This is a genomic window from Pseudomonas parafulva NBRC 16636 = DSM 17004, assembly GCF_000730645.1.
In the GTDB taxonomy this organism is placed as follows: Bacteria; Pseudomonadota; Gammaproteobacteria; order Pseudomonadales; family Pseudomonadaceae; genus Aquipseudomonas; species Aquipseudomonas parafulva.
Map to the genome: position 1 here is coordinate 214,655 of NZ_BBIU01000013.1, position 19,262 is coordinate 233,916.

Genomic DNA, 19,262 nt, shown 5'->3' on the forward strand with positions numbered 1-19,262 from the left:
CCAACGGATTATAAGAGGCCCGGGCTCAAAGGCCAGCTTTGCTACAATCGCGCCATACATTGAGCTGCCGAGGTGCACATGAGCGAGCCGATTCGCCTGACCCAGTACAGCCATGGCGCCGGCTGTGGCTGCAAGATCTCCCCCAAGGTGCTGGACGTGATCCTTGCCGAAAGCGGCGCCCAGGCGCTGGACCCCAAGCTGTGGGTGGGCAATGCCTCGCGCGACGATGCGGCGGTGTACGCGCTGGACGATGAGCATGGCGTGGTGTCGACCACCGACTTCTTCATGCCGATCGTCGATGACCCGTACGATTTCGGGCGCATTGCAGCCACCAACGCCATCAGCGATATCTACGCCATGGGCGGCGACCCGTTGATGGCCATCGCCATTCTTGGCTGGCCGGTCAACGTGCTGCCGCCAGAAGTCGCCCGCGAAGTCATTCGCGGGGGCCGTGCAGTGTGTGCCGAAGCGGGCATTCCGTTGGCCGGCGGGCACTCCATAGACGCGCCCGAGCCCATTTTCGGCCTGGCCGTCACCGGCGTGGTCAGCAAACGCCACCTCAAGCGCAACGACACCGCCACGGCAGGTTGCCGCCTTTACCTGACCAAGCCGCTGGGCATCGGCATCCTCACCACCGCCGAGAAAAAAGCCAAGCTGCGCGATCAGGACCGGGGCCTGGCCCGTGACTGGATGTGTACCCTCAACACCGCAGGCAGCCGTTTCGGCAAGCTCGACAGTGTGAAGGCCATGACCGACGTCACCGGGTTCGGCCTGCTTGGCCACCTGGTGGAGCTGGCAGAAGGCAGCGGCCTCACGGCGCACCTGGACTACGCCGCTGTTCCACGCCTGCCTGGCGTCGAGCACTACCTGGCCGAAGGCTGCATCCCGGGCGGCACCCTGCGCAATTTCGAAAGCTATGGGCACAAGCTGGGCACCCTCAGCGACGAGCAGAAGCACCTGCTATGCGACCCACAAACTAGCGGTGGCCTGCTGGTGGCGGTCAGCCCTGAAGGTGAAGCAGCGTTTCTCTCCGTAGCCTCCGAGCTGGGCCTGCAGCTGTCGCCCATCGGCAGCCTGGTAGCGCGACAGAGCCACGCAGTCGAGGTCATTTGATGCGCCCCGACTGCACTGACTTCCGTCAGCTTTTCCTGAACGACGTGCCGATGATGGACATGCGCGCCCCCATCGAATTCACCAAAGGCGCCTTCCCCGGCGTGGTCAACCTGCCGCTGATGAACGACCAGGAGCGGCAGAAGGTCGGCACCTGCTTCAAACAGCAGGGCCAGGCCGCCGCCATCGAGCTGGGCCACCGCCTGGTGGGGGGTGACACCAAGCAGGCGCGCATGGAAGCCTGGGTGGCGTTCACCCAGGCTCACCCTGAAGGCTACCTGTACTGTTTCAGGGGCGGCCTGCGTTCGCAGATCGTTCAGGGCTGGCTACGTGATGAGGCCGGTATCCGCTACCCTCGCATCACCGGCGGCTACAAGGCCCTGCGTACCTACCTGCTGGAGACTACCCAGCAAGCCGTTGCCCAGTGCGGCTTCGTGCTGCTGGGTGGCCTGACCGGCACCGGCAAAACCGATGTACTGCACCAACTGGACAACGTGCTGGACCTGGAAGGCCACGCCAACCACCGCGGCTCCAGCTTCGGCAAGCGCGCCACCGCGCAACCGGCGCAGATCGACTTCGAAAACCAACTGGCCATCGACGTGCTGAAAAAACGCGCCCGTGGGGTCAGCCAGTTCGTGCTGGAAGACGAAGGCCGTATCGTGGGCAGCTGCACGGTCCCGTTGGAGCTCTACCAGGGCATGCAGCAGTACCCGATGGTGTGGCTGGAAGACAGCTTCGACGGCCGGGTGGAGCGGATACTGCGTGACTATGTGATCGACCTGAGCGCCGAGTTCGTGGCACTGCATGGCCACGCGGCGGGGTTACAGTTGTTCGCCCAGCGGATGCTGCAGAGCATGGCCAATATCTACAAGCGCCTGGGCGGCGAGCGCCATCAACGGCTTGCGGCGCTGCTCGCCCAGGCACTGGATGAGCAGCAGCGCAGCGGCGCGGTGGATCTGCACCGGGGCTGGATCGAGGGGTTGCTCAGCGAGTACTACGACCCGATGTACGCCTACCAGCGGGACGCCAAAGCCGAGCGTATCGAGTTTGCCGGCAACGCCCTGGAAGTGCGCGAGTACCTCAAGGCACGGGCGCAGCGGCATCAGGCGCCGCGCCTGTAACCCAAGCCGTCATTGCCCGGGGCTGAGTACGCGCTCCAGCTCCGCGGCACGGTCGCGGGTCATGTCCATCAGGCAGGTGCCGCCTTCCAGCTGGGCCATGGTGCCGCCACTGGCCTGCCGGTGGAACTGGCAGTTGCCATCGCGGTAGGCCAGCCACTTGCGTTGTACATCGCGCAGGCTTTTCTGCTGATCGGCGGCCAGCTTGCCCATCAGGCGTTTGTACACCGCGTTCAGGCGCTGGTCCTGCACCTGGGTTTCCGCCTTCAGGCATTCGCTCATGGCGACGGTGCTGGAGGCTTTGTCCATGCACTGCCCATAGGCCGGCGAATGGTCGTCGGCCATGGCCAGCGGCAGGGTACAGGCCAAGGCGATGCCCGCCAGATAATGCTTGATCATGCAAACGCTCCTTGTGGTCGTTACAGAGTCTGAGGCTGCTCCGGCGGCATCAGCACCTTGCCGGGTTCGAAGCGCAAAGACGGCATCTGGGTGGCGGCATACAACGTCACCGCCAGTGCCGCGATGAGGGCTACATCCGCCCAGTTCCAGCCTGGCATATCGGCGGCGCAGCGCGCTTTCATGCAGTGCCAGGCCTGGCCCAGGCAGAACACGCCGATCGCCGCCAGCCACAGGTAAAACCCGGCGGCAAAGCCGGCCAGGTCGTGGAATTCATAGCTCTGGTTGTCGGGCAGGCGGTCGATACCGAAGCTGCTACCCGCCAGGTACAAGGCGCCCAGCCCTGCCAGCAACGCAAACCGGCGCAGGCGACGGTGGGCCAGAATGGCCAGGGCCAGCAGTGGGTTGGCGAACCACTGGTGCAGACCGAACGGCAAGCCCCATGGCCCGTACAACAGCATCTGCAAGGCCGGCATGTGGCGACCGCCTGCCATCAGCGCGCCGTCAAAAAACAGCGCGGCCAAGTACAGCAGCAAACTGATGCTCAGGTAGAAAGCGGGCAAGGGGCACCTGGAGAGTTCGGGACAAGGAGTGACCTTAACCCATGCCCGGCCCGCCCTCCAAACACCGGGTACAAAGCATCAGGCAACTGGCGGCTCCAGCAGCAGGCCGTAAATGCCGGAGTCCGACAACTCACCCGCTACGCACCAACGGGCGCGCAATGTACCTTCAAGCACGAAACCCTGGCGCTCCAACGTGCGCGCCGAGCCTTGGTTGCGTGGGTCGATCTCCCCTTCCAGGCGGCGCAAGTGCAGGGTGTTGGCGATATAGTCGATGAAGCAGGTCAACGCCTCATCCATGTAGCCGCGCCCCTGCACGGCGCTGGCCAGGCAGTAACCGATCTCGCCACGGCGGGAAACATCGTCGATGTTGAACAGCTGCACCATGCCGATCAGCTCGCCATTGTCGCGGCGGTACATGCCGAGCTTCAGTTGCTCGCCACGGGTGTAGGCTTCGCGGTCGGCGGCCAGGGCACTTTCTGCCTCAGCCAGGTTGTGCCAGGGTGCATGATGCCAATAGCGCATGACCTCGGGGTCGGCCATGATCTTCAACCACTGCGCAGCGTCGGCATGGCGCATGGGGCGCAGTTGCAGCCGCGGGCTGTCGAGGCAGAGGTCACTGGGGAAACTGCGGGGTGGGGTCACGCCGGATCTCCTGTCCATTGCGGGGAGATGACAGTTTACCTACATGTTGGGTGGAAGGCGCCTGACTTACATTATTGCCCGAGGCAACAGTTGGGACGCCCAACCAGGCGGCCGCGCTAGTGTGTTACAGGCATGACTGGCCCGAAACAAGCGTAGGAGCGAGCGCAGCTCGCGATGCGCCGCGCGGGCGGCGCTCGGCCTCACAGGCGGAAAAAACCTCAAGGCGGCCACCTGTAAGCCCCCCACCCGTTTACCCGCAAACCGGTCAGCGTCGTGGCCTAGGCAGATCGCGTGATGGCAACCAAGGGCATGACGTGATTGTTGCGGTGGCGCGCAGATCGAGCGCCGCCCGCGCGGCGCATCGCGAGCTTTGCTCGCTCCTACGTTTGTTTCGGGCCAATGCGGCCTGTGCCAGCGTACACGACGCTTTTAGTGCATGCCGAAAGAGCAGCAAGGATGACCGGCCACCTCAGCCTCAAGCCACCTCAGCCCCATCATCCGGCCAGTGCGGCTCGTTGGCCCCAGGCGGGGTCAATGGCGGCAGGCCGTAGGCCGCTCGCGCTGCGTCGCAGCTGGGGTTGTGCACGCCACCCTCCCAGGACGCATCGAACTCACGGCACGGGCTGGAGCGGTTTTCATAGATGGTGCACGCCACCTCCTGCCCGATCTCACCTTTCAGGCTGATGCAGCGGCACGGCTTGGCATCAGTGCCGATCATGGCGACGCGGGTGGGGTTGATCTGCACCACCAGGTCGTCCGGCACAAGGCCCCCGGAAGACTGGCACTCACCCCAGAAGAAGGACACACGGAAGTACCCGCAGCAAGCGCCGCAGTCAAGGCAAGGGTTATATTCGGACATGATGGCACGGAGGGAAGGTTGTTGTTATCGGGCTGAGCCCGCGGCGCCATTCTCAGTCCAAGCAGGGGTGGCTGAATAGAGGGGGGATGCAAAAATAATTGCCGTCCATCGCCATGCCTGCGTGGCGACAGGGGCAGGCCCTGTCGCGCGGGCACTCAGCACAGCGCCTTGTAGGTATTCACGTCACACTGCTGCCGCCCTAGCCCCTCGGTGGGCTCGTAGCCATCGCCGCACACCTGGCTGAAACCCGTCTGCCTGCTCCCCTCGTGCACCAGCCGGTCGTGCTGGCTGCCCTCGGTGAGCACGGTGTAAGACACCCGGCGCATGTCCTGGTACTGGCCCTCACGCGCAGCGATCGCCTGGTGGTACTCCATCACCTGGGCATCGCTGAGCCCCAGCCGGTCGGCAAGCTCAACCCCCCAGCGCGCCAGGCACACCTCGGCGTAATGCCGCACGATCAGCCCTGGCTCCACCAGCAGCTTGCCCACCCCCGCGCCGTCGATGGAGGCATTGCCCACCAGCGTGGCATGGCGCCCTGGCATAGGGTAGATGCAGATCCGCGTCCCCTCCTCCACCGACGGGATCACGCAGGCAAAGCCTTTGGAGCGCTCGTCCCTGGAGTAGAACCCCACGTACTCGCGCACATTGCTGCCCAAGGCAACCCGTTCACGCTGAACGTTCCCCACGCCCGGCACCGGGTCGATGGCAAAGATGTTTACCGGGATGTCCCGCAGCACAGGGTCCTGAGCCATGGCATTAGCCAGCATGTGGCAGCTGATGCCGCCACGGCTCCAGCCCACCAGGTTGACCTGGGTGGGCAGGCGCGGCTTGCGGAACATGCCGATGATGCGCTCCTGAAGTTCCTGGGGCGTCGGGTGACGATCGCCATAATCGTAGGTGCGCCAGAACCAGGATGCCGTGGAGGCCACCTCGGGCACCGGTACGCCGGCATTTTTCAGCCGCTCGTAGTCGGCTTCGCTGAGCTTGGTGCGTTGCCAGTTGCTTTCGCCCTTGATCACCTGCAGCACATGGTTGACGTTCTCCTCCCAGCCACGCCCGAACAACTGGCCGGTCCAGTTGAAGTAGCCGCCGGGCTCAACGAACAGTTGGTCATCCTGAAGGTTGCCGCTGCCGGGGCCGTCCACGGCGATCCAGTGGGCGAACTCGCGGCCCTGATCATTGTTGGCCAGCGTTGAAACCAGTTCGCCATTCCAGAAGTTGGGGTTTGCGTCGTCGAAGCGGTGCGAGCCGGTGCCGCAGAAGTAGGCGGTAAATACACTCATTGGAGGGTCTCTGTGGGGAGAAATGAGTGGTGAAGATAGAGGTGGCAGTATGCGGGGAGCAGGCGGAAGCGGACCCCGTAGTTTTCAGTGGGGCCGCGATGCGGCCCCGAGGGCTTTACGCGCGAGGCGCGCTGTCGGCACGGAACATCTGGCGGATGCCGCGTATGGCCTGGCGAATGCGGTCTTGGTTCTCGATCAGCGCGAAGCGCACATGGTCGTCACCGTAGTCGCCAAAACCGATACCCGGCGACACGCACACCTTGGCCTCGGCCAACAGTTTCTTGGCAAACTCCAGCGACCCCAGGTGCGCATACTGCGGCGGAATCTTGGCCCACACGTACATCGACGCCTTGGGGTTCTCGACCATCCAGCCCAGCTCGTGCAGCCCCTTCACCAGCAGGTTGCGGCGCTGGCGGTACTGCTCGGCAATATCACGCACACACTGCTGGTCACCTTCCAACGCGGCGATGGCCGCTACCTGCAGGGGGGTGAAGGTGCCGTAGTCGTGGTAGCTCTTGATGCGCGCCAGGGCGTTGACCAGTTCCGGGTTGCCGACCATGAAGCCGATACGCCAGCCGGCCATGTTATAGCTCTTGGACAGCGTGAAAAACTCCACTGCAACGTCCTTGGCGCCCGGCACCTGCATAATCGACGGGGCCTTCCAGCCGTCGTAGACGATGTCGGCATAGGCCAGGTCATGCACCACCAGCACCCCGTACTGCTTGGCCAGGGCCACCACCCGCTCGAAGAAGTCCAGCTCCACGCACTGGGCGGTCGGGTTGGACGGGAAACCCAGGATCATCATCTTGGGCTTGGGGATCGACTCACGGATGGCCCGTTCCAGCTCGTTGAAGAAGTCCACCCCCGGCACCAACGGCACGGAGCGTACCTGCGCACCGGCAATAACCGCCCCGTAGATGTGGATGGGGTAGCTGGGGTTGGGCACCAGCACCGTGTCGCCCTGGTCGAGCGTGGCCAGCATCAGGTGGGCAAGGCCTTCTTTGGAACCAATGGTGACGATGGCTTCGTCTTCGGGGTCGATATCGACCTCGTAGCGTTCCTTGTACCAGTTGGAAATGGCCCGGCGCAGCCGCGGGATGCCGCGGGAGGTGGAATAGCCATGGGTGTCCTCACGCTGGGCGACCTGTACCAGCTTCTCGACGATATGCGGGGGGGTGGCACCGTCAGGGTTGCCCATGCTGAGGTCGATGATGTCCTCGCCGCGGCGGCGGGCAGCCATCTTGAGTTCGGCAGTGATGTTGAAGACGTAAGGGGGGAGACGATCAATGCGCGCAAAACGGCGCGGCGAACCTGGGTTGGCCATGGTTTCCTCTGAGACGTAAGCGCCCGGAACCGTCCGAGCGACGTTGGCCGCATGGGGCGGCCTGAAACAGAAGATAGTGCCGATATGGGCGACCTGTAAAGGGCAATACCCTGTTTTTTATTATTTATTTAGATGCATTGTTGGAAAAGCAAGGCAGAGTAATTGCAACCACCGGCTTATGACTGAAATAAAAAACCCCGGCGCAAAGGCCGGGGCTTTTCGTAAAGCAGGCAGCAATTTCAGCGTGCGTAAGTCATCAGCACATCGGCCGCAGTCTGGCTGTCCACCCCCATCATCAAGCTCAAGGCCATGACGGTGAGAATGGAGAAGCCAAATACCTTGCGGGCCCACTTGCTGTCATCTTCAGCCTTGTAGCCACCCCAGGCCATGTACAGCCAGTACAGGCCCATGCCAGCTGCAACAGCCAGATAAGCGAGGCCGGCGTAGCCGCCCAGGGTAAGCATCAACGTGGCCAGCAGGAAGGCCAGCACGTACAGCACGATCTGCTTCTTCGCCGCAAGCACACCACGCGCCACCGGCAGTACCGGAATGTTGGCGGCGCTGTAGTCCTTGAAGCGGAAGATGGCGATGGCGAAGCTGTGTGGCATCTGCCAAAGGCTGAACATCACCAGCAGGGTGACCGCAGCCAGGTCGAAGCTGTTGCTCACGGCGCAGTAACCGATCACCGGTGGCATGGCACCGGACAGGCTGCCAACCAAGGTGCCGTGCACCGACTTGCGCTTGAGCCACAGGCTGTAGAAGCCGACGTACACAACAAAGCCAACCAGCGCGCAGAACGCGGACAGAGGGTTGGCTTGCACGTACAGCAAGCTGAAACCCGCCACCCCGAGCAGGGTGGCGTAAATCAGCGCGAGGGGCAGCGACATGCCGCCCTGGACCATGACGCGGTTCTTGGTGCGCTCCATCTTCTGGTCGATGTCGCGGTCGATGCAGTTGTTGAACACACAACCGGACGCCACCACCAGAGAAGTGCCCACAATGACCGCCAGGAGCAGGGCGAAGTCCACATGGCCCTTCGCGGCAAGGAAGAAACCGCCTGCCACGGAAAGCACGTTACCGAAAATGATCCCCGGTTTGGTGATTTGGATAAAGTGCTTAACGGACATGCAGTCTTACCTCACTTGGCCAGCATTTCGAAGTGGATGCTGAACATGATCCACAGCGACAGGCCAACCAGCAGTGCGATCACCAACGTGGTGAACAGGAACGTCGATACGTTGTTGCGCTGCTCTTTCGAGCGGTCCATGTGCAGGAAGTATACAAGGTGTACAACAACCTGGATCACGGCCATGGCCACAACGATCAGAACGGTCAGGTTCTTCGGCAGGCTTGGGTACATCACCAGGCCGAACGGAATCGCGGTCAGGATGATCGACAGGACGAAGCCGATCATGTACGACTTCACGCTGCCGTGGCCACCCTCGTGATGAGTGTCGTGTGCGTTAGCCATTACAGAACTCCCAGCAGGTAGACGACGGTGAATACGCAGATCCAGACCACGTCCAGGAAGTGCCAGAACAGGCTCAGGCAGCTCATGCGGGTCTTGGCGGTCGGCGTGATGCCGTGTTTGTTGATCTGGTACATCATGATTGCCATCCAGATCAGGCCGGCAGTCACGTGCAGGCCGTGGGTACCTACCAGGGCGAAGAAGCCCGACAGGAAACCACTGCGCTGCGGGCCGAAGCCCTCGCCGATCAGGTGATGGAACTCATAGATTTCCATCGCGATGAAGCCTGCACCGAACAGGAAGGTCACAGCCAACCAGCCCAGTACGCCCGACTTGCTGCCAGCGAACATCTTCAGCATGGCGAAGCCGAAGGTGATCGAGGACAGCAGCAGGAACAGCGTTTCTACCGCTACGAAATCGAGCTGGAAGATGTCATGACCCGACGGGCCGCCGGCAAAACTGCCGGACAGCACCGCGTAGGTGGCGAAGAGCGACGCAAACAGGATGCAGTCGGTCATCAGGTACAGCCAGAAGCCCAGTACGGTCATCTGGCCCGAGTCGTGATGGTGATCGTCGTGCCCATGGTCATGACCATGAGCACCGTGCATTACTTGACTGGACATTGATTACACCCGCTCAAACGATTCGACACGTGCGCCGGCAGGCAGAGCACCTGCTTTGGCCAGCGCTTGCATGCGCTCGCCTTCGATGCGCGCCACTTCTTCGGCCGGAACCATGAAGCCCTGGTCGTCACGCGCAGCGTGGCGAACGAAGACAGCGATGGTTGCAACCAGGCTTGCGCCGACCAGCCACCAGATGTGCCAGATGAACGCGAAGCCGAAGATGGTCAGGAACAGGCCCATGAACAAACCGGTAGAGGTGTTGCTCGGCATGTGGATCGCTTCGTACTTGGCCGGCACCTTGTAGGCAACACCGTCTTCCTTGGCTTCGTGCCAGGCGTCCAGGCCAACCTTCTCAGGCATGTGGGCGAAGTTGTAGAACGGAGGTGGCGACGAAGTCGACCATTCCAGCGTACGGCCGCCCCATGGGTCGCCGGTGACGTCCATGTTCTGGTGACGGTCGCGAACCGATACGTACAGCTGGATCAGCTGGCAGGCGATACCGAACAGGATCAGCACGGCGCCGACCACGGCTACGTACAGGTAGGGTTCCCACAGCGGGTTGTCGGAGTGGTTCAGACGACGGGTCATACCCATGAAGCCCAGGGCATACAGCGGCATGAACGCAACGTAGAAGCCCGAGATCCAGAACCAGAAGGCAGCTTTGCCCCACTTCTCGTTCAGGGTGAAACCAAAGGCTTTCGGGAACCAGTAGGCGAAGCCGGCGATATAGCCGAATACCGCACCACCGATGATCACGTTGTGGAAGTGAGCGATCACGAACAGGCTGTTGTGCAGCACGAAGTCAGCACCTGGAACTGCCAGCAGAACGCCGGTCATGCCACCGATGGAGAAGGTGATCATGAAGCCCAGGGTCCAGAGAATCGGCGCGGTGAAGCGCAGGCGGCCCTGGTAGATGGTGAACAGCCAGTTGAACAGCTTCACACCGGTCGGAATGGAGATCAGCATCGTCGCCAGGCCGAAGAAGGTGTTGACGCTGGCGCCGGCACCCATGGTGAAGAAGTGGTGCAGCCAGACCGCAAAGCCCAGAATTGCAATGGCACCCGATGCGTAGATCATCGCGTGGTGGCCAAACAGGCGCTTGCCGGCAAACGTCGAGGTCACTTCCGAGAACACGCCGAAGGCCGGCAGGATCAGGATGTAAACCTCAGGGTGACCCCAGGCCCAGAACAGGTTGACGTACATCATCGGGTTCCCACCAAGCTCGTTGGTGAAAATGTGGAAGTCCAGATAACGGTCAACAGTCAGCAGTGCCAATGCAGCGGTCAGAATCGGGAACGAAGCAACGATCAGCACGTTGGCCCAGGTGCAGGTCCAGGTGAAGATCGGCATGTCCATCAGCTTCATGCCAGGTGCGCGCATCTTCATCACGGTGACGAGGAAGTTCACACCCGTTAGTGTCGTACCCAACCCTGAGAGCTGTAGCGCCCAGATGTAATAGTCGACACCCACCCCAGGGCTGTACTGGATGCCCGCCAGCGGCGGATAGGCAACCCAACCGGTCTTGGCGAATTCACCAACACCCAGCGAGATGTTCACCAGCAGCACGCCTGCCAGCAGCAGGTAGAAGCTCAGGGAGTTCAGGAACGGGAAGGCAACGTCACGTGCACCGATCTGCAGAGGAACCGCGAGGTTCATCAGGCCGGTGAAGAACGGCATCGCCATGAAGATGATCATGATCACACCGTGAGCGGTGAAGATCTGGTCATAGTGTTCAGGCGGCAGGTAGCCTTCGGAGCCACCGGTAGCGGCAGCCAGCTGGGTACGCATCATGATGGCGTCGGCAAAGCCGCGCAGCAGCATGACCATCGCGACGATGATGTACATCACCCCGATTTTCTTGTGGTCGACAGTCGTCAACCACTCAGTCCACAAGTAGGACCACTTGCGGAAGTAGGTGACAGCACCGACGACAGCGATACCACCGAGCGCGATCATGGCGAGTGTCACCATGACTATCGGCTCGTGATAGGGTATCGCCTCCAGGGTTAATTTACCGAACATCTCTTACTCCTCTGCACCGGCAGCTGGTTGCGTACTCGATTCCACACCCTTGGTTGTGGCCAGGTCTTTGCTGCCTGCTTCTTCGTGGCTACGGCCGCGGTTCATGCCTTCGTACTTGTCGACGATCAGCTGGAACTGCTCTGGCGAAGCCTCGCTATACAGCTCGACTGGGTTGTTTTCGCTTGGTTTGGCCAAGGCGTCGTAGGTGGCCTTGTCCAGCTTCTTCGGCGACTGCTTGACCTCGGCGACCCACTTGTCGAAGTCTTCCTGGGTCGTGGCAGTAGCCTTGAATTTCATGCCGGTGAAGCCAGCACCGCTGTAGTTGGCGCTGATACCGTCGAACACGCCGTTTTCGTTGGCGATCAGGTGCAGCTTGGTGGTCATGCCCGCCATGGCGTAGATCTGGCCACCCAGGCCCGGGATGAAGAAGGAGTTCATCACGGCGTCGGAGGTGACGCGGAAGTTGACCGGGGTATTGGCCGGGAAGACGATCTTGTTGACCGTGGCAATGCCTTGTTCCGGGTAGATGAACAGCCACTTCCAGTCCAGCGCGATTACGTCGATCTGTACCGGCTTGACGTCGGAGTCCAGCGGGCGATACGGGTCGAGCTTGTGGGTGGACTTGTAGGTCACATAGCCCAGCACGATGATGATCAGAATCGGGATGATCCAGACGGCAGCCTCGATCTTGCTCGAGTGCGACCAGTCAGGGGTGTAGGTGGCAGCCTTGTTGGACGCGCGATACTTCCAGGCGAAGACCACGGTCATGATGATGACCGGCACTACGACCAGCAGCATCAGGCCGATCGCAATGAGGATCAGGTTCTTTTGCTCAATGCCGACCTGGCCCTTCGGGTCGAGCAGGGTCCAGTTGCACCCACTGAGTAAAAGCATGCCTAAAAAGGGCAATATGCCAAACAGTCTGGGGTAACGCTTTTTACTCATCTCACGACCTCTAGATCAGCTTGCTTCAATGCAATTTGTGTTTTGGTAGCCAGCACTTCGTCCTGCCAAGTGAGGCATGTTGCGCCCGTACCCGCCCCTGCCTGGGCCCGACTGCAGGACCTTGGCGTGAAGCGGGTTAGTGGTGCTTTTGGTTTCGTAGGCAACAGGCCTGTACAGCAGACCAAGTCCATTTGGTGCGGGAAAACGCGGAGGGGGGTCCGCCCGGTATCGCCGTTGGGCGAAACTTGACGAAGTCAGCAAAAGGGAGCGCCTTGGCTTCCTTCAATCCTGCGACTTGCAAGCAGTGCCGAACGGAAATTGGGGGCGATTGTAGATAGGTCGCCAACCCTTGACTATGACTTATTGAGCAACAGTCTTTTACAGAATGCGCAACAATAGCGCCTCAAAACTCAACTTCGCGACAGTTTGTCGCACCCCTGGCAGTAGCCCTGGAACCCGCATCACGCAAGGGCTGCGGGTTGATCTGAGTCAATCGTTGAGCAACTTTCGGTACCGCATCATAGCCCTGAAAAAAATGTGGCGATCAGGGACTTTTGTCTAGGCCTGGCGCCGGTTGCGGTAGATGCCCAACGGCACCAGCAAGGCGGTCAGCACAAAGGCCACCAACGCCCATTGAGCCAGTGAAAGACCCAGCACGGGTGGGTAGGGCGTGCTGCAGAAACCGTCTACCTGAAATGCCAGCGGCCAGACCTTGGCCAATGGCAGGTCGTCCACGATGGGCTGCAGGGTATCGATGCCGCAACTGACCATGGGGTTGGCGAGTATATACACATGGTTGCCGGCTGCAATGATTCCGCCCACGGCGCTGAGCACCACCAGCACTTCGAAGAAGGTCAGGCTGCGGCGCCCCGGCATGGCGGCAGCCAGGAAGGCAAACACGGCGATGAACAGCAATGCGTAGCGCTGCAGGATGCACAGCGGGCAAGGCGCCTCGCCCAATACCACCTGCATGTACAGGGCGCCCCCGATCAGCGAAACGCAGATCAGGCCCAACAGCACCAGAAAGCGCCGTTCCCGATTCAGGCGCGATGTTTGTTCGTTCATTGCCGGTTCCTTCGATGAATGGGTCGCCGCGTGATCCGCCAGCCTGAGCGCAAGTCTACACGCCGGGCAAGCGTTTGCGCGTGTGGCGCGTTCATTCGGTGCGGATCAGACACGGTTCAAAGAGGTCGGTTCAATGGGGGTACGTGAACAGCGTGATGGCGACCAGGGGGATGACGTGGGTTTGGTCGTGGTGTACAGCCCCCTGGCGTAGGCGCGAGCAGATCTCTATTTCTTTATATATAGGCAGGAAGGAAGATGAAGCATCTTCATCACACCAGCGCCGCTGCTGGCCCAAAGAACTCGTAACGGCTCTGCTGCTCTGGCACCCCCAACGCCATCAACTGCCGCTTCACCGCCGCCATGAACGGTTTGGGCCCCAGGAAGTAAGCATCGACATCGCGCTCACGAGGCATCCATTCACCCAGCAGGTCCTCGTTCAACAGGCCAATCGCATCAGCCTGCCCGGCGTCATCCGGCTCGGCATAGCAGTAAAAGCGGGTGAGTTGCGGGTGCTGTGCTGCCTGCGCATCGACCCAGTCGCGGAATGCATGCACCGCGCCATTGCGCGCGCAGTGGATGAAGTGCACTGGCCGCCCGGTTTTCAAGGCCGCTTGCAGCATTGCCAAGGTCGGCGTAATACCCACACCGCCGCTGATCAACAGCAAAGGCTTGTCGCTCTCGACCAGCGTGAAATCCCCCGCCGGCGGGAACATCTGCACGGTCTGCCCCACCCTCAGTTGATCGTGCAGGTAGTTGGACACCTTGCCACCGGCTTCGCGCTTAACGCTGATACGGTACTGCTCGCCGTCGCACAAGGCGGACAGCGAGTAGTTGCGCCGCTGCTCGGTGCCCTCGATCAGCAGTTTGAGGCCGATGTACTGGCCTGGCTCAGCCTTGAGCACCGGTTTGCCGTCCACCGGGGCGAAGTAGAACGAGACGATCTCGCTGCTCTCCTGCTCGCGGCGCACCAAGCGAAACTCGCGAGTACCGCGCCAGCCGCCTTCTGCCTCCTCCTTCTGCTTGTACAGGCCTTCCTCGGCACCGATCAGGATGTCTGCCAACTGCCCATAGGCGGCAGCCCAGGCGTCGATGACTGCAGGCGTGGCAATGTCCTTGCCCAGCACTTCTTCGATGGCACGCAGCAGGCAACTGCCCACGATGGGGTAGTGCTCAGGCAAAATTTGCAATGCCACGTGCTTGTTGATGATCTGCCCGACCAGCCCACCCAGTTGCTCCAACTGGTCGATGTGGCGGGCGTACATCAGCACACCGTTGGCCAGCGCACGGGGCTGGTCACCGCTGGCCTGGTGGGCCTGGTTGAATAGCGGGCGCACCTGCGGGTACTCGGCGAGCATCATCTGGTAAAAATGGGTGGTCAGCGCCTCGCCGCCGCTTTCCAGCAGGGGCACAGTGGCCTTGATGATTGCACGTTGTTCGGCATTAAGCATTGCGGTAACTCCTGAGCCTTTCGCTTCGAATGATTGCCCCAGGTATTTCACCATTCATGCCAACTCGCAGAAGCGGTGATTCCGGGCCTTTGAGTCATCACCATGTCAAAAAGACAATGCCACGCGTATAGTCATATAGACCCACTGGAGTCCATATGACCGCAAAGCCACTGCTCACTGCCCTATTGCCGCTGGTCAGCGACCTGTCACGAGACCTGCCCGATCAGGAGCGCTATCGAAGGCTATTGCAAGCCATGCGCAGCCTGTTGCCCTGCGATGCGGCAGCGTTATTGCGCCTGGACGGGGAATGGCTGGTACCGCTGGCGGTGGATGGCCTGAGCCCCGATACCCTGGGCCGGCGCTTCCGCGTCAGTGAGCACCCACGCTTCCAGCAACTGCTGAGCCGCCCTTCCCCTACCCGCTTCCCTAGCGACTCAGACCTACCGGACCCCTACGATGGCCTGGTCAACGCCCCAGGCGTGGACCTGGAGGTTCACGACTGCATGGGCTGCCCGCTGATGGTCGATGAACAACCCTGGGGGCTTGTTACCCTGGACGCCCTGACCCCCGGGCAGTTCCAGAGCCTGGAGCTGGACGCCCTGCAAGCGTTCGCCAGCCTGGCCGCGGCTACGGTGACCGTTGCCGAGCGCATCGAGCACCTGGCCCTGCGCGCCGAGGACGAGCACCAGCGCGCCGAGGTGTACCGCCAGGCCAGCGGCCAGGACAAGGAACTGATCGGCCAGAGCCCTGCACACAAACGCCTGGCGGATGAAATTCGCCTGGTGGGCGGCAGCGACCTGACCGTGCTGATCAGTGGCGAGACCGGCGTGGGCAAGGAGCTGGTAGCCCAGGCGCTGCACAAGGCGAGCAACCGTGCCGGCAAACCGATGGTCAGCCTGAACTGCGCAGCCCTGCCGGACACCCTGGTGGAAAGCGAACTGTTCGGCCATGTCCGCGGTGCGTTCACCGGCGCCCACGGCGAGCGCCGCGGCAAGTTCGAGCTGGCCAACGGTGGCACCCTGTTCCTTGACGAGGTGGGCGAACTGCCGTTGACCGTGCAAGCCAAGCTGCTTCGGGTACTGCAGAGCGGCCAGCTGCAGCGCCTGGGCTCGGACCGCGAGCACCGCGTGGACGTGCGCCTGATCGCAGCCACCAACCGCGACCTGGCAGCTGAAGTACGCGAGGGCCGCTTCCGGGCAGACTTTTATCACCGCCTCAGCGTATACCCTCTGCACGTCCCCCCACTGCGAGAAAGAGGTCGCGATGTGCTGCTATTGGCGGGCTATTTTCTGGAACAGAACCGATCACGCCTTGGCCTGAACAGCCTTCGGCTGAGCCCTGACGGGCAGGCTGCGCTGGTTGCCTACGGCTGGCCTGGCAATGTGCGCGAACTGGAGCACCTGATCGGCCGCTCCGCCCTCAAAGCCCTGGGGCAACATGCAGAGCGCCCGCGCATCCTCACCCTTGGGGCTGCCGACCTGGACCTGCGCCCCTCAGCACTGCCAACCGTAGACACCCCCTCCCAGCAACCCGATACGGCGGCGCCGCTGCCCACAACCGGGCTGCGCGAAGCAGTCGATGCCTACCAGCGGCAGGTGATCGAAAACTGCCTGCAACGGCATCAGGAAAACTGGGCAGCTGCCTCCCGAGAGCTTGGCCTGGACCGTGCCAACCTGAGCCGATTGGCCCGCAGACTGGGCCTTCGCTGAGGTTTTCTCACAAAAGGATTAACCCAGAAAGCCATCTGGTTGCTTCTTGCCTGGCTGCTATATCTCCCTAACCACCCACATCTTGACCAGGCGGTCGAGGCTGCGCGCAGGCGCCCTTCAAGGGCCGGTGACGCAGCGGCGGCCCGAGGATTTCGGGCCGGGGGATTCGCACACCAGCAGGGAGCTACCTATGGAAAACATCGTCGTCGCCGATAAGCAATCCGCCGTCGCCACCCAGAACGCCTGGGGCAATATCAGCCTGAACGGACCCGGTGTGGTCCAGATGCCCGTCTCCCCCGACCAGGTCGCCACCGTCACCCAGCGCGGGCAAGACCTGATCGTCACGCTCAAGTCCGGCGAAAAAGTCACCATCGGTAACTTCTTCGCGGTGAACCAGGCAGGCGTCGGCAGCGACATGGTCTTCGTCGGCGAAGACGGCACCCTGTGGCACGCTGACTACGACGCGGCAGCATTCACCGGCTTCACCTTCAATGAGGTCGCCTCGCTGGACGAGCTGGTCGCCGGCATCGGTACAGCGGGTGAAGCGATGCCAACCTGGGCAATTGCGGGCCTTAGCCTGCTGGGTGTAGGGGGCGGTGCGGCAGCGGTTTCCGGTGGTGGCGGCGGTGGTGGTGGTGGCAGCGCCCCTGCACCGGACACCACAGCCCCGGCGACACCCATCGACTTGCTGGTATCGCCCGACGGGCTGCGCCTGTCCGGCCGTGGCGAGGCAGGCGCTACGGTCAATGTCCGGGATGCGGCGGGGAACGTGATTGGTAATGGCACCGTCGGCGCAGACGGTAGCTTCGAGGTTGCGCTCAACCCACCGCAGGTCAACAACGAGAACCTGCAGGTAACCTTGACCGACGGGGCTGGCAACGAGTCGGCACCGGGAACGGTCACTGCCCCGGATGCGACCGCCCCCCTTCCCCCTGGCGATCTGGCCATTGATGCCCAGGGCGTTACGCTGACCGGCCGGGGTGAACCAGGCGCCACCGTGAACGTCCGCGACGCCGCTGGCAATGTGATAGGCAGCGGCAGTGTGGCAGCTGACGGCAGCTTCAGCGTTGTACTCAGCCCCGCGCAGATCAACAGCGAGAGCTTGCAGGTGACCTTGACCGATGCCGCCGGCAATGTCTCGCAGGCCAGCAGCATCACCGCACCCGATCTGACACCCCCTCTCGCACCGACCGACCTCGCTGTGAGCGCTCAAGGCACAACGCTCACAGGCCGCGCCGAGCCGGGCTCGACCGTGGCGGTAAGGGGCGCGGGTGGGGTGTTGTTGGGCACTGCAACAGCCGGTGCCGATGGTCTGTTCAGCATCACCCTGCAACCTGCCCAGACAGATGGGCAAGGCTTGACGGTGACGGCTACCGATGCGGCCGGCAACCTTTCACCTGGCGCCACCATCACTGCGCCGGACATCGACGGCGTCGATACCACACCGCCTGGTGCACCGGTCGATCTGGCGGTTGGCCTTGCCGGTACGCGACTGACTGGCCGAGGTGAAGCCGGCACCACCGTGCAGGTGCGTGATGCCGCAGGTAATGTCATTGCCACTGGAACCGTGGGGCCGAATGGCACATTTGCGGTGTCACTGAACCCAGCTGTGAAAGACGGCAGCACCCTGCAGGTTACCCTTACCGATGCCGCTGGCAATGTATCGCCCCCCGGCAGCGTCGCCTCGCCGGACCTCACTGCTCCCGCACAACCCACCGACCTGGCCCTGGCAGACGGCGTGACCTTCACCGGCCGCGGTGAACCAGGCGCCACAGTTCAGGTGCGTGATGCCGCTGGCACTCTGATCGGCACTGGCGTTGTCGGGGCTGACGGGCTGTTCAGCCTGACCTTGTCCCCTGCCCAGGCCAACGGCCAAGCCCTGGATGTGCGGCTGGTGGATGCTGCCGGTAACGTTTCTGCACCTCTGCAATTCGATGCACCCGACATCACCCCGCCCGATGCGGTGACCAATATCCTGGTCGGCCCTGGCGGCACTGCCCTGAGCGGGCGAGGCGAAGCCGGCGCCACCGTCGAAGTGCGTGACGCCGACGGTAATCTACTGGGTCGTGGCGTGGTCACTGCCAATGGCACCTTCCTGGTCAGCCTTGATCCTGCTGCACAGCCCGGCGAGCAATTGAGCCTGGTGCAGATTGACCCAAGCGGTAACGCTTCGGTCGCCGTGGATTACGAGGTCCCTCTTACCACCGCGCCGGAGAGCCCGACCAACCTGACCGTCAACGCGGACGGTACAGCGCTGACGGGTAATGCACCGGCTGGCTCTCGCGTAGAAGTCCGTGGGGCAGATGGCACGTTGATTGATAGTGCTGTCGCCAATGCCGATGGCACCTTTAGCATCACGCTGAACCCTGCTCAAGCCAACGGTGAATTACTGGACGTAGTCGCCATCGAAAACGGCCTGTCTTCCCTCCCCGCTCAGGTCACAGCACCCGATATCACCGCACCTGCGGCACCGACCGAATTGGCCGTCAGTGCAGACGGGACTGTGATTACAGGTCGCGCAGAACCGGGTAGCACCGTACGTATATTGGCGGCTAACGGCACTGAGCTTGGCACCGCAGTGGTCGGCGCAACGGGCTTGTTCAACATCAGCCTGACGCCACCCCAAGTGGACGGCGAAGTGCTGCAAGCCACCGCCACTGATGCCGCTGGCAATACATCAACCGCCA

Annotated in this window: 17 protein-coding genes; 4 read left to right on the forward strand and 13 right to left on the reverse strand. The window is 62.2% G+C overall.

The window, feature by feature from the left end:
• The first annotated feature begins 78 nt into the window (after nt 1-78).
• Nucleotides 79-1,113: a selenide, water dikinase SelD gene (selD, locus tag PPA02S_RS10440; protein WP_028631610.1), complete on the forward strand. Its 1,035-nt coding sequence runs from the start codon at nt 79-81 to the stop codon at nt 1,111-1,113.
• Entirely contained in the window at nt 1,113-2,231 is a 1,119-nt protein-coding gene (mnmH, locus tag PPA02S_RS10445) for a tRNA 2-selenouridine(34) synthase MnmH (protein WP_028631611.1), read from the forward strand. Before selD ends, mnmH begins: the two co-directional genes overlap by 1 nt.
• A 9-nt stretch (nt 2,232-2,240) precedes the next feature.
• On the opposite strand, the gene PPA02S_RS10450 is transcribed toward mnmH, so the two are convergent.
• The 13 genes from PPA02S_RS10450 to hmpA all read right to left on the reverse strand — a co-directional run bounded on the left by PPA02S_RS10450 (nt 2,241) and on the right by hmpA (nt 14,866).
• Nucleotides 2,241-2,627 carry a lysozyme inhibitor LprI family protein gene (locus tag PPA02S_RS10450; protein ID WP_028631612.1) on the reverse strand — a complete coding sequence of 129 codons (387 nt, stop codon included), beginning with the start codon at nt 2,625-2,627 and terminating at the stop codon, nt 2,241-2,243.
• Nucleotides 2,628-2,647: 20 nt separating this feature from the next.
• Nucleotides 2,648-3,187: a hypothetical protein gene (locus tag PPA02S_RS10455; RefSeq protein WP_028631613.1), complete on the reverse strand. Its 540-nt coding sequence runs from the start codon at nt 3,185-3,187 to the stop codon at nt 2,648-2,650.
• Nucleotides 3,188-3,265: 78 nt separating this feature from the next.
• Entirely contained in the window at nt 3,266-3,829 is a 564-nt protein-coding gene (locus PPA02S_RS10460; RefSeq protein ID WP_028631614.1) for a GNAT family N-acetyltransferase, read from the reverse strand.
• Between the two features lie 475 nt (nt 3,830-4,304).
• Nucleotides 4,305-4,688 (reverse strand): YkgJ family cysteine cluster protein, encoded by a 384-nt coding sequence (locus PPA02S_RS10465; RefSeq protein ID WP_028631615.1) that lies wholly within the window; start codon nt 4,686-4,688, stop codon nt 4,305-4,307.
• Nucleotides 4,689-4,843: 155 nt separating this feature from the next.
• Nucleotides 4,844-5,971 carry a hypothetical protein gene (locus tag PPA02S_RS10470; protein WP_028631616.1) on the reverse strand — a complete coding sequence of 376 codons (1,128 nt, stop codon included), beginning with the start codon at nt 5,969-5,971 and terminating at the stop codon, nt 4,844-4,846.
• A gap of 115 nt (nt 5,972-6,086) precedes the next feature.
• The gene (gene alaC / locus PPA02S_RS10475; RefSeq protein ID WP_028631617.1) at nt 6,087-7,295 is read right to left on the reverse strand and encodes an alanine transaminase; all 1,209 of its coding nucleotides are present in this window, start codon (nt 7,293-7,295) and stop codon (nt 6,087-6,089) included.
• 239 nt (nt 7,296-7,534) lie between these two features.
• The gene (cyoE, locus tag PPA02S_RS10480) at nt 7,535-8,422 is read right to left on the reverse strand and encodes a heme o synthase (RefSeq protein WP_028631618.1); all 888 of its coding nucleotides are present in this window, start codon (nt 8,420-8,422) and stop codon (nt 7,535-7,537) included.
• A gap of 11 nt (nt 8,423-8,433) precedes the next feature.
• Complete coding sequence (gene cyoD / locus PPA02S_RS10485) at nt 8,434-8,766, reverse strand: cytochrome o ubiquinol oxidase subunit IV (RefSeq protein ID WP_028631619.1); 333 nt, start codon at nt 8,764-8,766, stop codon at nt 8,434-8,436.
• Entirely contained in the window at nt 8,766-9,386 is a 621-nt protein-coding gene (gene cyoC / locus PPA02S_RS10490; protein ID WP_028631620.1) for a cytochrome o ubiquinol oxidase subunit III, read from the reverse strand. Before cyoC ends, cyoD begins: the two co-directional genes overlap by 1 nt.
• 3 nt (nt 9,387-9,389) lie before the next feature.
• Nucleotides 9,390-11,408 (reverse strand): cytochrome o ubiquinol oxidase subunit I, encoded by a 2,019-nt coding sequence (gene cyoB / locus PPA02S_RS10495; protein WP_028631621.1) that lies wholly within the window; start codon nt 11,406-11,408, stop codon nt 9,390-9,392.
• Nucleotides 11,409-11,411: 3 nt separating this feature from the next.
• A complete protein-coding gene (gene cyoA / locus PPA02S_RS10500) occupies nt 11,412-12,353 on the reverse strand; it encodes a ubiquinol oxidase subunit II (protein WP_028631622.1) in 942 nt (313 codons plus the stop codon).
• Nucleotides 12,354-12,911: 558 nt separating this feature from the next.
• A complete protein-coding gene (locus PPA02S_RS10505) occupies nt 12,912-13,418 on the reverse strand; it encodes a disulfide bond formation protein B (protein ID WP_028631623.1) in 507 nt (168 codons plus the stop codon).
• A 269-nt stretch (nt 13,419-13,687) separates the two neighbouring features.
• A complete protein-coding gene (gene hmpA / locus PPA02S_RS10510) occupies nt 13,688-14,866 on the reverse strand; it encodes an NO-inducible flavohemoprotein (RefSeq protein ID WP_028631624.1) in 1,179 nt (392 codons plus the stop codon).
• 155 nt (nt 14,867-15,021) lie between these two features.
• Here hmpA and norR point away from each other — a divergent pair, with 155 nt between their 5' ends.
• Together norR and PPA02S_RS10520 are read left to right on the forward strand one after the other, a co-directional pair.
• A complete protein-coding gene (gene norR / locus PPA02S_RS10515) occupies nt 15,022-16,575 on the forward strand; it encodes a nitric oxide reductase transcriptional regulator NorR (protein ID WP_028631625.1) in 1,554 nt (517 codons plus the stop codon).
• Between the two features lie 190 nt (nt 16,576-16,765).
• Nucleotides 16,766-19,262: Ig-like domain-containing protein (locus PPA02S_RS10520; protein WP_042141580.1), on the forward strand; the 2,497-nt coding region annotated here is incomplete at its 3' end.